Source organism: Sphingomonas abaci (assembly GCF_014199625.1).
Taxonomy (GTDB): Bacteria; Pseudomonadota; Alphaproteobacteria; order Sphingomonadales; family Sphingomonadaceae; genus Sphingomonas; species Sphingomonas abaci.
Window position 1 is genome coordinate 193495 of sequence record NZ_JACHNY010000004.1, and the last position, 14512, is coordinate 208006.

Genomic DNA, 14512 nt, shown 5'->3' on the forward strand with positions numbered 1-14512 from the left:
CAGACGCCATGGCCAGTCTTCCCCCGATCGCGAACAATCCCGACATCCGCTATCTCGGCACGCTGCTGGGCGACGTGATCCGCGACTATGGCGGCGACGCCCTGTTCGAGGCGACGGAGACGATCCGCCGCGCCTCGGTCGAGCGGCATCGCAGCGGCGGCGATGGCGCCACCGTCGACCTCCAGCTCGAACGGCTCGACCTGGACGAGACCATTGACTTCGTGCGCGGCTTCATGCTCTTCTCGATGCTCGCCAACCTCGCCGAGGATCGCCAGGGCATCGCCGCCGAACAGGGGGCCGATGTCGCCGCCGCGTTGGAACGGCTGGCGGGCGAGGGCATCGACCGCGCCGAGGTGACGGCGCTGTTGTCCGAGGCGCTGGTGATGCCGGTGCTGACCGCCCACCCGACCGAGGTGCGGCGCAAGAGCATGATCGACCATCGCAACCGCATCGCCGAGCTGATGGCGATGCGAGACGCTGGCCGCACCGAGACGCCGGACGGCGATGCGGTCGACCAGGCGATCCAGCGCCAGGTCGCGCTCTTGTGGCAGACGCGGGCGCTGCGCCGCGAGCGGCTGGGCGTGGCGGACGAGGTGGAGACGACGCTCTCCTATCTGCGCGACGTGTTCCTGCCGGCGATGCCGGCGCTATACCAGCGCTGGGACCGGGCGCTGGGCGGCCGGGTGCCGAGCTTCCTGAAACCCGGCAGCTGGATCGGCGGCGACCGCGACGGCAATCCCAACGTCACCGCCGACAGCCTCACGCTGGCGCTGGCCCGTGCGGCCGAGACGGTGATCGGCCACTATCTCGACACGCTGCACGCGCTGGGTGCGGAACTGTCGATCTCGTCGCTGCGCGCGCAGGTCGACCCCGCCGTGCTGGCGCTCGCCGACGCGAGCGGCGATACCGCGCCCAGCCGCCAGGACGAGCCGTTCCGCCGCGCGATTTCCGGCATCTATGCGCGGCTCGCCGCCACCTATCAGGCGCTGACCGGCAAGGCCCCGCCCCGCCCGGGCGCGCTGAAAGGCGAGCGCTACGCCGATCCGCAGGCGTTCCGCGCCGACCTGGTCGCGATCGCGCGCGCGCTGGCGACGCGCGGCGGCGGCACCCTGGGATCGAGTGGCGCGCTCGGCCGCCTGATCCGCGCGGTCGACATCTTCGGCTTCCACCTCGCCACGCTCGACCTGCGCCAGAACAGCGCCGTGCACGAGCGCGTCGTGGCCGAACTGCTGGCGGTGGCGGGGGTGGAGACCGACTATGCCGCGCTGGACGAGGAGGCGCGCGTCGCGCTGCTCCGCCATGAGCTCGCCTCGCCCCGGCCGCTGGTCGATCCCTATCACGACTATTCCGACGAGACCGCATCCGAACTGGCGGTCGTGCGCGCCGCTGGCGCCGCGCATGCCCGCTACGGCGCCGCCTGCATCGCGCGCTACATCTGCTCGATGGGCAAGTCGGTGTCCGACCTGCTCGAGATCCACCTGCTGCTGAAGGAAGCCGGCCTCTATCGCCCCGGCGCGACCGGCGAGGCCCCGCGGGCGGCGGTGATGGCCGTGCCGCTGTTCGAGACGATCGAGGACCTGGAGGCTGCCCCCGGCATCATGGCCGACTGGTTCGCGCTGCCGGAGGTCGCCGCGCTCGCCCGCCAGCGGGGCGCCCAGGAGGTGATGATCGGCTATTCGGACAGCAACAAGGACGGCGGCTACCTGACCTCGACTTGGAGCTTGTCCAAGGCGTCGACCGCCCTCGCCCCGGTCTTCGCGACGGCGGGCGTGCGGATGCAGCTGTTCCACGGGCGCGGCGGCGCGGTGGGGCGCGGCGGCGGCTCGTCCTTCTCGGCGATCCGCGCGCAGCCGCACGGCACGGTGCAGGGCCGCATCCGCATCACCGAACAGGGCGAGGTGATCGCCGCCAAATACGGCACGCGCGAGAGCGCGATGACCAACCTGGAGGCGATGGCCTCGGCCGCGATCCTCGCCAGCCTGGAGCCGCCGCAGCTCTCGGCGCATGAAAGCGCGACGTTCGCCGGCGCGATGGACCGCCTGTCCGACGCGGCGTTCCGCCACTATCGCGACCTGGTCTATGGCTCGGACGATTTCCGCACCTTCTTCCGCCAGATGACGCCGATCGCGGAGATCGCCAACCTCAAGATCGGCAGCCGCCCGGCCAGCCGCACCAAGTCCGACCGGATCGAGGATCTGCGCGCCATCCCCTGGGTGTTCAGCTGGGCGCAGGCGCGGGTGATGCTGCCCGGCTGGTACGGCGTCGGCCAGGCCATCGCCGCCTTCGAGGACAAGGCGCTGCTCGCCGAGATGGCGGCGGGCTGGCCCTTCTTCGCGGCGACGCTCGCCAATCTGGAGATGGTGCTGGCCAAGTCCGACATGGCGGTGGCGGCGCGCTATGCCGATCTGGTCGAGCCTGGGCTGCGCCGCCATTTCGCTACGATCCGCGACGCCTGGAGCCTGACCGAGGCGGGGTTGCTCGCCGCCACCGGCCAGTCGCGCCTGCTGGAGAAAAGTCCGGCGCTCGAAGCCTCGATCCGGCTGCGCCTGCCCTATATCGAGCCGCTCAACCTCCTCCAGATCGAACTGATGAAGCGCCACCGCGCAGGCGAGCAGGACGAGCGGATCGGCGAGGGTATCCTCCTGTCGATCAACGCCATCGCCACGGGGCTGCGCAATTCGGGGTGAGGGATTCTATGCGGAAGCCCTAATCTTCTTCCGTTCCCCGGCGAAGGCCGGGGCCCAGTTGGGAAGGCGTTGGAAACGGAGCACTGCGCGTCGTCACGATCGTCCCCCAACTAGGCCCCGGCCTTCGCCGGGGAACAGCTTGTGATGCAGGACGCAACCCAGCGCAAAAAACCACGGGCGGTGCCTGCCGGATGCAGACACCGCCCGTAGCCCGTAGTGACACAATGAATGTGTACAGCAGCGGTTGCTGACTGCAAGCCGGCCCTACACCATCGGCATTGCCACATTATGTCCCTGATGTGTCCGACAGGAACCGTTCGGCGATTTCCGGGCGGACGCGCAGCAGCCGGCCGGTGGCGCGGTCGATGAGCGCCCAGGTGGTCACCGCCTCCACCTTCACCCGACCGTCGGCGCCGGTGAAGCGGACGTGGCGATCGAAGCGCGCGCCGCGCGGGGCCGCGACCCAGGTCTCGGCCGTCACCGTCTCCCCTGCCGCCAGGTTGCCGCGATAGTCTATCTCGTGCCGGGTCACGACCCAGATATAGGCGGCCTGCTGGTCAGGGGGGGCGACCGCCGCCCAGTGCGCACCCGCCAGATCCTGGATCCAGCGGACCCAGACCGCATTGTTGACATGGCCGAGGATGTCGATGTCCGCCTCTTGCGCGGTGATGACCTGGGTGAAGCGGCTCATGCCTGTCGTCCTTTCCGCCAGCGAAAGAGTGCGAAGCCGATGCCCACCATCGCCAGCGCCGCCACCGCCCAAGGCCAATGCGTCGTGATGCGCCCCACCAGCCGCTCGAAGGCATGGCCGAACAGATAGCCGATGCCGGTGAAGAGCACGCCCCAGATCGCCGCCGACGCCGCATTGACCAGCACGAAGGTGCGCGCCGGCACCCGGGTCGTGCCGATCGCGATCGGGCTGACCGTGCGCAGGCCGTAGAGAAAGCGGAACACGAAGATGAAGCCGATCGGATAGCGTTCCAGCCACTGGATCGCTTTCGCAAAGGCGGGTTTCTCGCGCGCCTGCCGGACCCAGCGATGGTCGCGGAAATAGCGGCCGCTGGCGAACCAGGCCTGGTCGGCGGCGAACGAGCCGGTGGCGGTGGCGATCATCGCGCCCACCAGCGGCAGCAGCCCCTGATGCGCCGCCACCCCGCCGGTGACGACGACCGTCTCGCCCTCCATCGCCGCGCCGACGAAGAGCGCGGGCAGGCCGTAATGGGCGATCAGCTCGGGCAGGGTCACCCTGCGACCCCGAGCTGCCACAGGACGAAGGCATGTTCCTCCGCCGCCTCGCGCAAGCTTTCGAACCGGCCCGACTTGCCGCCGTGCCCCGCGCCCATATTGGTCTTGAGCAGCAGGATGTTGGCGTCGGTCTTGGTGGCGCGCAACCGCGCCGCCCATTTCGCCGGCTCCCAATAGGTGACGCGCGGATCGTTCAGCCCGCCCGAGATGAACAGCGGCGGATAGGCCTGCGCCCGGACATTGTCATAGGGGCTGTAGCTGCGGATCAGCGCGAACGCCGCCGGGTCTTCGATCGGGTTGCCCCATTCAGGCCATTCGCCCGGGGTCAGCGGCAGGTCGGCGTCGAGCATGGTGTTGAGCACGTCGACGAACGGCACGTCGGCGATCACCGCGCCCCACAGTTCCGGGTCGGAATTGACGATCGCGCCCATCAGCTCGCCGCCCGCCGACCGACCGGCGGTGGCGATCCGTCCGGCGCTGGTCCAGCCGCCGGCGATCAGCCCCCGGGCCACGTCGACGAAGTCGTTGAACGTGTTGGTGCGCTTTTCCAGCTTGCCGTCGTGATACCATTGCTGGCCCAGATCGTCGCCGCCCCGGATATGCGCGATCGCATAGGCGAAGCCGCGGTCGAGCAGGCTCAGTCGCCCGGTCGAGAAGCCGGGCGGAATGGCATGGCCGTACGCGCCATAGGCATAGAGGAACAGGGGCTGCGACCCGTCGCGCACGAAACCGGCCGGATAGACGATCGACACCGGCACCTCCGTGCCGTCGCGCGCGGTGATCTTCAGCCGCTCGGTCCGGTACCGGTCCGCGTCATAGCCGCAGGGTATCTCCTGCACCTTCAGCGTGGTGAGCGCTCGGCTCGCGACGTCGTACTCATAGACGGTGCCGGGCGTGACCATCGACTCATATCCCAGCCGCAGCCGGTCGACCGCATATTCGGGATTGTCGCCCAGCCCCGCGGCATAGCTCGCCTCCGGGAAGACGATGCGCTGCGGCGCGGTGGCGTCGTCATAACGGTGGATCGCGATCTGATCCAACCCGTCCTCGCGCCCCTCGACCACGAAGAAGTCGCGATAGCATTCCACCCCGGTCATGTAGAAACGCGGGTCCGGCGCGATCCGCTCGTGCCAGTCGCCGGGCGAATCGATGCTGGCGGTGCACAGCCGCCACATCGGATCGGTATCGTTGGTGTGGATGAACAGCGTGCCGTCATGCGCGTCGACATCATATTCGCGGCCGGACTGGCGCGCCGCGACCAGGATCGGTTCGGCGAACGGATCATGCGCCGGCAACAGCCGCACCTCGCTGGTGACATGGTCGCCGGTGCCGATCACCAGCCATTGCCGGTCACTCGTCTCCGCCACCGCGACGCGGTAGCCCTCGTCCGCCTCGTGATAGAGTTCGACGTCTTCCTCGACCGGGGTGCCCAGACGGTGGAAGCGCGCATTGTCGGTGCGCCACTGGTCGTTGGCCAGGCCATAGAGGAAACCGCTGTCATCGGCGCACCAGACGATATCGGACAACATGCCAGGGATCGTCTCGGGCAGCAGCGCGCCGCTGGTCAGGTCCTTGACGTGGATAGTGAAGCGTTCCGACCCGTTATCGTCGATCGCATAGGCCAGGTGGCGCCCGTCGTTCGACACGGCGAACGCGCCCAGGCTGAAATATTCCTTGCCCTCGGCGAGCGCCGGTTCGTCGAGCAGCAACTGGTCCGCGCCGCCCGCGACCGGCTTGCGCCACCATTTGCGATATTGCCCACCCGTCTCGAACGCCGCCCAGTAGAGCCAGTCGCCGTCCTTTTGCGGCACGGAGGATTCATCCTCCTTGATGCGGGCCTTCATCTCTTCGTACAGCCGGTCGACCAATGGCCGGTGCGGCGCCATCACCGCCTCGAAATAGGCGTTCTCCGCCTCCAGATAGGCCAGGATCTCGGGATCGCCGACCTCGGGATAGTCCGGGTCCTTCAGCCAGGCATAGGGATCATCGACGGTGACGCCGTGCAGGGTGAAGCTGTGCGGGCGCCGCTCCGCGACGGGCGGCTGGGGAGCGGGCTGGCTGGTCGGCTGGGAGTCGGTCATGGGACCGCCATAACGCCCGAAACCGCGAAGTCGACGGGGGGCGCCCTTCTACCCCCGCCCCTGCGCGCGCCAGCGCTGGATGGTCCGCGCGACGATCGCCTCCTCGCCGCCGACATCGCGCCACAATTCGGAGAAGAGCGGATCGCCCGAGGCCGGGCGGCGCGCCTCCTCCAGCGCGTCGAAGGCGACGCGTACGGGGATGGTCACGCCCTCGCCGCAGATGATCGCCTCGCGGTTGCGCAGCGCCGGGATCGAATCGAGGAAGCCGCGCGCCCCCTCCGGCATCGCCGCGCGGACGAAAGCCTGGTCGCGATCATTGTTCAGCCGCATGGCGATGATCGTGCCGCATTGCGACAGCACGCCCTCCGCCAAGTCGGACGGACGCTGGGTCACCAGCCCCAGGCTGACGCCATATTTGCGCCCCTCCTTGGCGATCCGGCCCAGGATGCGTCCGACCGACGAGCCGCTGTCCGACCCCGCGGGGACGTAGCGATGCGCCTCCTCGCACATCAACAGGATCGGGCGGCGCGGCTCGGCGCGCGACCAGATCGCATAGTCGAAGGTCATCCGCGCCAGCACCGCGACCACCACGGACGTGATGTCCGACGGCACGCCCGACACGTCGATGATCGCGATCGGCTTGCCGTCGCCGGGCAGGCGGAACACCCGCGCCAGGAACGCCGCCATCGTGTCCGCGACCAGCAGGCCGGAGAACATGAAGCCGTAGCGCGGATCGGCCTTGATCTCGTCGATCTTCGCCTTCAGCCGCAGATAGGGGGCGGTGTCGCCCGCCCGGTCCATCTTGCCCATCTCCTGCGACAGGATCGCGGAGAGGTCGGACAGCAGATAGGGCACCGGCGCGTCAACCGTCAGCTTGCCGATCTCCTGCCCCAGCCGGCTCTTGGCGCGTGCGGCAAGCAGGCATTTGGCGAGAATGTCGGCATCCACCTGCCGGTCCGGTCCGGCCGCGGTCAGGAACACCTCGCAATGTTCCTCGAAATTCATCAGCCAATAGGGGAGTTGAAGGTTGCCCACGTCCAGGATCGCGCCATTGTCGCGAAAGGCGGCGGCATATTCGCCGTGCGGGTCGATCATCAGGATATGGCCGTGCGGGGCCATGTCGCAGATGCGGTGGAGGATCAGCGCGGTCGCCGTCGACTTGCCGGTGCCGGTCGAGCCGACCAGCGCGAAATGCTTGCCCAGCATCGCGTCGATCGACAGCGAGGCGTGGATATCCTGGGTCGGATAGACGGTGCCGATGCCGATCTGCGCGGCGTCGCCGGCGGCGTAGACCTGGCGCAGGTCGGCGGTGGTGACGGGCCAGACCGAGGCGCCCGGCATCGGATAGCGGGTGACGCCGCGCCGAAACCGATGCAGCGCGCCGGTGGCCGCGTCCTGGTCGCCTTCGCCCAGGAAATCGATGTCGGCGACGATCGCGCCCTCCGCCGCATCCAGCCGCAGCGCGCGGATGTTGGCGATCAGCCAGGTCGCGCCGACCTGCATCCGCACCAGGCTGCCGACTTGACCGGCGGCGGCGAGCGCCGGATCGGCCGCGTCCGCCAGCCGCCCTGCGACGTCCGGATCGATCGTCACCCGGCTGGACGCGCCATCGATCGCCACCACACGGCCGATCGCGACCTCCGGGACGGGCGGTGCGACGGAGGCGAAGGCATCGCTGCCGGGCATCAGGGTCATGAACGGCCTTTCGAACAGCGCGAATGATGTGCGTGCCGCCGCCATGCCATGCCGGAAGTAAACGAAGCGTGAGCGGGCGCCGCTACATCCGTCTGGCCACCCAACCGGCCAGATAGCCCAGCCCCACCGACAGCATCACCGCGACCAGGCCATAGATCAGTTCGTGCCGGTCCGCGGCGCGGGCGACGAATCGCTCGAACCCCGATTTACGGATGTCGATGTCGCGTACCGCCGCCGCCAGGACGCGACCGTCGCGGATCAGGAAGGTCTCGGCGGTGAAGCGGCCGACCGGCACGCGCGCCGGGATGGTGACGCGCGCACGGTAGAGCACCCCGTCGGTGATCTCCACCGCGCGGGGCGACTCGACATAGAGGCCAGCGCGCTTCTTCAGCTCGACCAGCCCGCGGCCGAACCGGGCCTGCACATCGGGCGGCGCAGTGGAGGTGGGGGAAAGCTGCAGGCTATCCAGCCCCAGTTCGTAGATGGCGCGGGTGCGGTCGTCGACCAGGTCGCGGATCGGCCGCGATGAGGCGACGCTGTAGAAGGAGGGCGCAGAGCGATAGCGCGCGCTCTGCGCATTGACCCAGATGCCGGCCACCTTTTCCTTCTCGCGCAGCAGGATCGACTGGGTCGGCCCCTTGACCACCACGACGATGTCGGCCGGCCGCTCGCCCGCCGGCACGCGTCCGCCGGGATAGAGGATCGCGCCGAACAGCAAGAGGTCCGCGCCGGTGAAGGAATAGGCGATGTCGACCTGGCGCTGCGACACGTCGGGGACCAGCACCGGCTTGGCCTGGCCCATCAGCAGCGGCGCGGCGAGCAGCAGCGGCAGGAGCGGCCGGCCCACGCTCACGACAGCGCGACCGTGAAGATCTCCTCCGGCCGCCAGACCAGCCCCAGCAGGATACGGACGCCGACCAGCAGCACGATCACCGCCAGCGCCAGCCGCAGATATTCGGGCTTCACCCGCGTCGCGAACCGCGCGCCGACCTGCGCGCCGGTGACCGATCCGATCAGCAACAGCCCGGCGAGCACGATATCCACCGCCTTGGTCGTGGTCGCATGGACCATCGTCGCCATGGCGGTGACGAACAGGGTCTGGAACAGGCTGGTCCCGACCACCACGCCAGTCGCCATGCCGAGCAGGTAGATCATCGCCGGAACCAGGATGAAGCCGCCGCCGACGCCGAGCAGGATGGTCAGGATGCCGGTGACGAAGCCGAGCAGCAGCGGCGCGAGCGGCGAGATATAGAGGCCCGAGGCATAGAAGCGCGTCCGCATCGGCAGCGCCGCGACCAGCGGGTGATGGCGACGCTTGCGCGGGCGGGGCGGCTGGCCGCGCCGGGCGAGCAGGATGGTGGTCATCGCCTCGCGCGCCATGGTGCCGCCGATCCAGCTCAGCATCACCACATAGACGACCGCGATCACCGTATCGATCTGGCCCAGCGCCTGGAGCTGGCGGAAGATCCACGCGCCCGCGAAAGTGCCGGTGATGCCCCCCGCGACCAGCACGCCGCCCATCTTGAAGTCGACGCCGCGGCGCCGCAGATGCGCGAAGACGCCCGACACGCTCGCCCCCGTCACCTGGCTGGCGGAGGAGGCGGCGGCGACGGTCGGCGGGATGCCATAGACGATCAGCAGCGGCGTGGTCAGGAAGCCGCCGCCGACCCCGAACATGCCCGACAACAGTCCGACCCCGCCGCCCAGCAGCACGATCACCAGCGCGTTGACGGACAGATTGGCGATGGGCAGGTACAGGTCCACCTGCTGCTGGTAGCGCGGCCGGCGGCGCATCCCAACCCCTCCCCGCGCCACGGCTCCGGTTTTTCGGCCCCTTCGCCAAACCCCGCAGCCCATGCCCCCACCCTCCACCCCGACGACGGTCGGGGTCCCGGAATGGCCGGGGTCCGGTGACGGCCGGGGTCCGGTGACGGAATGTCTCGGATGATGTCCGGAGGTTGCGCAACCGGGTTCCGCGCCCGCGGGGCCTGGAACGCCGGCCCCTCCCCCGCTCAGAAGTCGGTGCCGACCGACAGCGCCGGGCCTGAGCCGGGGGCGGCGTTGCCGGCCACCCGCTGGCGCCAGTCGAGCGTGACGCGCAGCCGGTGCTCGCCCGCAGGCACGACGACCGCCAGGCTGGGTCCGAGGTCGAGCCGCGCTGCGCCGCGCTGCATCCCGCCCCACAGGCCGATGCCCAGGTCGAGCCGCGTCGCGCCCCGCGTCACCGGCCGGCTCAATCGCGCCGCGCCGTCGCCGAACCCCGCCGCCGCCGATCCATCGCGCGCGATCGCTCCGGCCTGCCCGTAGGCTTCGAGCCGCCACTCCCCCGCGATCCGCGTCGGATCGAGGCCGGCGACCAGCGTCACGCTCGCGCCATCGCGACCGCCATCCACCGCGATCCGCTTTTCCACCAGCACATGCACCGGTGCCGGGCCGGGCTGCCAGTCGAGCCCGGCGGCGATCTCGGCACCGCGTCCGCGCATGGGCGCCATCGCCCGGACCGACAGCGCGACGCGTCGCGCGTCGTCCAGCGCATAGCCGATCCGCCCGCCAAGCTGCGATCCGCCGAGCTGCGCGGCATCCGCCCGGGGCGCGCCGCCGCGCAGGATCAGCCAGCCGCTGGCGCTCCAGCGCGCACGGGCCGCGCCATGCGCCGGGGGCCGTTCGGGCAGCAGCAGCGGCGGCGCAGGATCGACCACCGCCCGCAAGTGCGGCGGGGTCGCCGAGGATCCCGACGGCGCGAGCGGGGTCGAGCCTGTGGATAAGTTTTGGGGCGGGGCTGTGGATAAGTTCGCAGGGCGGGACGGGAGCGCGACGGCATGGCGGCGCGTCGCCGGCGGCGGCTCCGGCGCGATCGCCAGCGCCGCGGCCGGCGGCACGATCGCCTCCATCACCTTCGCCGCCGAGTCGAGCTGCGGCCAGAGCAGGATCACGCGCGCACCGATCCACAGGCCGAGCGTGGTCGCCAGGAAGCGGAACGGCCGCCCGCCCTTCACAGCTCGGCCGCCGCCGGCTCCGGGAAGTCGTGTCGCGTCTTGCCCCAGGCCGGCGCCGCGCCGCGCAGCATGCGGACATAGCGCACCGCTCCCGCCCGGCCGGCGAGCAGCGCGATATAGTTGCCCAGCACCAGTCGTGGCGCGGACAACAGCGCCTGCCGCCACCCATAGACCTGTCCGGTCATCCAGGCGCGGACCACCAGCCGCCAGGCGAGCAGCACACCGTTCAGCGCCAGCATCCCCGCCAGCCAGGCGGGGATGCCCGCCTGTGCCAGGGCGAACATCCAGTGCAGCGCCCAGCGGACCGCCCAGCCCAGCAGGGCCCCATAGCTGGCGAGCAGGACCAGCAGGGCGAGCGGCCCGCGCCGGTCGCGCATCCGCATCCAGTTCTCGCCCAGGGCCAGGGTGCGCCCCCAGCCGGTGCGATCCCAGCCGGCAAAGGCGATCCCGGCCAGCCAGCGCGACTTCTGCCGCACCGAGTCGGCGATGCGATGCGGGAAATAGGCGCGCACCGCGATCAGCCGCCCGCCCGCGTCGCGTCGGCGGACGAAACAGCCCCGCCCGCCCAGATCGGCGATGCGCAGGCCCAGTTCGTAATCCTCGACCAGGCTGACCGGATCGAACGGATCGCCGCCCCGCGCCGCCGCGATCCGCGCCAGCATCGCCGGATCGATCGCACAGCCCGTCCCAGCCAGCGGCATCGCCGCGCCCAGGCCGGTCCGCACCGGCATCATCCGGCCATGTGCGTCGGCGAATTCGTCGGCATAGGTGGCGGACACCAAAGCCGCCATGACGCCCGCATCGCGGCGGATCAGCGGCATGACCGGCAGCTGCACCACCGTCCAGTCGGCGATCAGCGCATCGAACAGCCGGAGTTCATGCGGGTCGACGACGTCCTCGGCGTCGTGCAGCACGACCGCGCGGGTCGTCTGCCCCGCCGCGCGATCATCGGCGCACAGGCGATGCCACAGGATGTTGAGGCAATCGGCCTTGGTGGTCGGCCCACCGCCCGGATTGATCGCCAGCCGCACCCGATCGTCCCGCGCCATGACCGCGCGCACCGCCGCGATCGTCGCCGGATCGTTGGCATAGGCCCCGACGTAGATCCGATAATCGGGATGGTCGTAGCGGCGCAGTGCGGCGGTCAGCATCGCGCCGATCACCGCGCTCTCGTCCCAGGCGGGCACGAACACCGCCATCCGGCCGGGCGTCGTCGGAGCCGGGGCCGTCGGAGCCGTGCCCGCCCCCGACGACGACGCCCGCCACCGCCACAGGGCGATCCCGTCGATCAGCAGTTCGTCCAGGCCGCCGATCGTCAGGCCGAGCGCCGCGAACAGCGTCAGTTCGTGCAGCACGCGGTCGAGCGCGCCGATCGCTTCCATCATGCCAACCCCCGCTGGCCCACCCGCGTCCACGGGTTTCCGGTCCGGGATGGATCATTACCGGTCCGAAACGGAGTCTGGCGAGAACCAAAGCGGCGGTGGCGCGTTCACGCCCCGATCCCTCCCCCTTTTCGGGATCGGTGCCGGTCCAAGCACGGCACGGCCGCGTCGCCGCGTAGCTGGCGGCGCGGCCAACCCGGTGTTCCGCAACAGCAAATCCGACAATCCGGGTGCCGCGACGCGCCCGGCACCCCGCTGCCCGCTACCGGGTCGGGGCGGAGACGGACCGGCGGCCGGACCGAGATCCGTCCCGCGCTGGCACAAAAGTCGCCACCGACCGATATATCCGAAATGGAGCAGCTTTCGCCGCAGGAGCGAGCCAGGTGGCGCGGAACCCGTCAGCGCGCTCTGGTCTGCGTAAACGCGCCTAGGCCCCGCGAAACGCCGGGATCAGGGCCGGGTACGACCCGCGCCGCCACCGCCGCCGCCTGCCGGCCCGCCGGCGCCGGCCGCGCCGACCGTGCCGATATTGCCGAACAGGTCCTGGAAGAAGCCGCGCTGGCGGCCGAGCGTCGGCGTCGTCTTGCCATAGGGGCTGACCGAGGCGACCTGCGCCACGCCGCCGCGTCGGATCGCGCTGACATTGCCGGCCTGGTCGAAGCTGATCTGCACCGTGATCTGGTCGCGGACCTTGGGCACCTGATAGCCGTAGTTGCGGCTGTCGCGCGCGATATAATACCAGTCGCCCTGGCCGAAGGCGGTGGTCAGCGTCGGCTTGCCCAACGTCGCCTGGACCGAGGCGCGATTGTCGACGCCCGGCTGCACCGAATTGACCAGGTCGCTGTCGACCACATACCCCTGGTGCGAGCGGAGCGGTGCGCATCCCGCAGCGAGGAGGCCGGCGCCCGCGACCAGCGCGAGAGAGGCGAGGGGATGGCGCATGGACGAAAACTCCGGGCGGACGCGGGGACGCTGAACGACGACGGCCGATTGCATCGGTCGCCGATCGCCTCGATATGCGAGGGCGTCGCGGCGCACAAGCCGCGTGAAGCGGGAGGACGCGCGATTGGGCTGGCTGGGCAGGCTGTTCGGCGGCGGCAGACAGGCGGATGCCGCCCTGCCGCTCTACAATGCGGTGGTGCTGCAGGCGCGGGCGGAGCATTGGTATCTGGCCGGCGCGGTGCCCGACACGGTCGACGGCCGGTTCGACATGATCGCGGCCGTGCTGGCGATGCTGCTGCTCAGGCTGGAGGAGGAACCGGCCGGGGCCGAGCCCGCCGCGCGCCTCGCCGAACGCTTCGTCGACGACATGGACGCGCAGTTGCGCCAGCTGGGCATCGGCGACATCGTCGTCGGCAAGCAGATCGGCCGGATGATGGCCGCGCTGGGCGGTCGCCTGGGCGCCTATCGCGACGGGCTGGCGACGGGCGGGTTCGAGCAGGCGCTGGTCCGCAACCTCTATCGCGGCACGCCGCCCGATCCCGCCGCGCTCGCCCATGTCGCCGACCGCTTGCGCCGGCTGCGCGGCGACCTCACCTCCGTGCCCATCGACCAGCTTCTGACCGGATATCTGCCATGACCCCCGAATTCTCCCGCCCCGAACGCCTCGACACGATCGGCGAGGGCGAGCGCACCGTCGCGATCGAAGCGGAGGCGGAGGAGCGCCGCCGGCTCGCCGCCCGCTTCGGCATCGTCGCGGTCGATTCGCTCGCCGCAACCCTGACCATCCGCCGCGACGCCGGCGGCATCCTGGCGACCGGCCGGGTGACCGGGCAGGTGGTTCAGTCCTGCTCGATCACCGGCGATCCGCTGACCGTCGCGATCGACGAGCCGCTGGCGCTGCGCTTCGTCGAGCCGATGGCGGGCGAGGAGGAAGTGGAACTGTCCGCCGACGCGCTCGACACGGTCGAGATCGAAGGAAGCGCGATCGACCTGGGCGAGGCGGCGGCGGAGACGATGGCGCTGGCGCTCGATCCCTTTCCGCGCGGCCCCGATGCGGCCGAGGCGCTGAAGCGCGCCGGCGTGGTCGGCGAGGACGAGGCCGGGGCGGTGACCGGGCCGTTCAGCGCGCTGGCCGAGCTGAAGAAGACGCTGGGCGGCTGAGCCCCTCACCCCATCAGGTCGCGATATTCCGGGTGGCGGTCGATGAACGCCTTCACGAAGGGGCATTGCGGCACCACGCGCAGACCCTGGTCGCGCGCGCTGTCGAGCGCACCGCGGATCAGCTTGCTGCCGACGCCGCGCCCCTCGATCTCGGGCGGCACCAGCGTGTGGGTGAAGACGATCACTTCACCCTCGCGCTGATAGGCGGCGACGGCGCGATGGCCGTCGACCTCGAGCGTGAATTCCTGTTCGGCGCGATTGTCGCGAAGCTGTTGCATGGTCATCGAACGCGCTCTGCCCGATCCGGGTCCGTGTTGCCCAGC

The 14512-nt window shown here is 70.4% G+C and carries 13 protein-coding genes; 3 read left to right on the forward strand and 10 right to left on the reverse strand.

All coding sequences use genetic code 11. The features are described 5' to 3' along the window. Positions 1–8: 8 nt before the first annotated feature. Complete coding sequence (gene ppc / locus GGQ96_RS11080) at positions 9–2687, forward strand: phosphoenolpyruvate carboxylase (RefSeq protein WP_184114575.1); 2679 nt, start codon at positions 9–11, stop codon at positions 2685–2687. A gap of 286 nt (positions 2688–2973) precedes the next feature. Here ppc and GGQ96_RS11085 read toward each other — a convergent pair whose 3' ends face one another. The 9 genes from GGQ96_RS11085 to GGQ96_RS11125 form a co-directional block, all read right to left on the reverse strand. Then, positions 2974–3378 carry an acyl-CoA thioesterase gene (locus GGQ96_RS11085; RefSeq protein ID WP_184114577.1) on the reverse strand — a complete coding sequence of 135 codons (405 nt, stop codon included), beginning with the start codon at positions 3376–3378 and terminating at the stop codon, positions 2974–2976. Further along, positions 3375–3932, reverse strand: a complete 558-nt coding sequence (locus GGQ96_RS11090) for a VTT domain-containing protein (protein ID WP_184114579.1) — start codon at positions 3930–3932, stop codon at positions 3375–3377. Before GGQ96_RS11090 ends, GGQ96_RS11085 begins: the two co-directional genes overlap by 4 nt. Beyond that, positions 3929–6013 (reverse strand): S9 family peptidase, encoded by a 2085-nt coding sequence (locus tag GGQ96_RS11095; RefSeq protein WP_184114581.1) that lies wholly within the window; start codon positions 6011–6013, stop codon positions 3929–3931. Before GGQ96_RS11095 ends, GGQ96_RS11090 begins: the two co-directional genes overlap by 4 nt. A gap of 48 nt (positions 6014–6061) precedes the next feature. After that, positions 6062–7708, reverse strand: coding sequence for an ATP-binding protein (locus GGQ96_RS11100; protein ID WP_184114588.1), 1647 nt, complete (start codon positions 7706–7708; stop codon positions 6062–6064). 82 nt (positions 7709–7790) lie between these two features. Then, complete coding sequence (locus GGQ96_RS11105) at positions 7791–8510, reverse strand: TIGR02186 family protein (protein ID WP_184115098.1); 720 nt, start codon at positions 8508–8510, stop codon at positions 7791–7793. Between the two features lie 47 nt (positions 8511–8557). Continuing rightward, complete coding sequence (locus tag GGQ96_RS11110; protein WP_184115100.1) at positions 8558–9472, reverse strand: TSUP family transporter; 915 nt, start codon at positions 9470–9472, stop codon at positions 8558–8560. A 248-nt stretch (positions 9473–9720) separates the two neighbouring features. Beyond that, positions 9721–10704 (reverse strand): hypothetical protein, encoded by a 984-nt coding sequence (locus GGQ96_RS11115; RefSeq protein ID WP_184114590.1) that lies wholly within the window; start codon positions 10702–10704, stop codon positions 9721–9723. Beyond that, a complete protein-coding gene (locus tag GGQ96_RS11120) occupies positions 10701–12089 on the reverse strand; it encodes a glycosyl transferase family protein (RefSeq protein WP_184114592.1) in 1389 nt (462 codons plus the stop codon). Before GGQ96_RS11120 ends, GGQ96_RS11115 begins: the two co-directional genes overlap by 4 nt. Before the next feature lie 447 nt (positions 12090–12536). After that, positions 12537–13028, reverse strand: a complete 492-nt coding sequence (locus GGQ96_RS11125; RefSeq protein WP_184114594.1) for an outer membrane protein assembly factor BamE — start codon at positions 13026–13028, stop codon at positions 12537–12539. A 103-nt stretch (positions 13029–13131) separates the two neighbouring features. Between GGQ96_RS11125 and GGQ96_RS11130 the strand changes: the two genes are divergently transcribed. Next, complete coding sequence (locus tag GGQ96_RS11130) at positions 13132–13665, forward strand: ubiquinol-cytochrome C chaperone family protein (RefSeq protein WP_425506699.1); 534 nt, start codon at positions 13132–13134, stop codon at positions 13663–13665. Then, complete coding sequence (locus tag GGQ96_RS11135; RefSeq protein ID WP_184114596.1) at positions 13662–14189, forward strand: YceD family protein; 528 nt, start codon at positions 13662–13664, stop codon at positions 14187–14189. The genes GGQ96_RS11130 and GGQ96_RS11135 overlap by 4 nt, the downstream gene beginning before the upstream one ends. Before the next feature lie 5 nt (positions 14190–14194). On the opposite strand, the gene GGQ96_RS11140 is transcribed toward GGQ96_RS11135, so the two are convergent. After that, complete coding sequence (locus GGQ96_RS11140) at positions 14195–14473, reverse strand: GNAT family N-acetyltransferase (RefSeq protein ID WP_246360443.1); 279 nt, start codon at positions 14471–14473, stop codon at positions 14195–14197. Positions 14474–14512 lie beyond the last annotated feature (39 nt).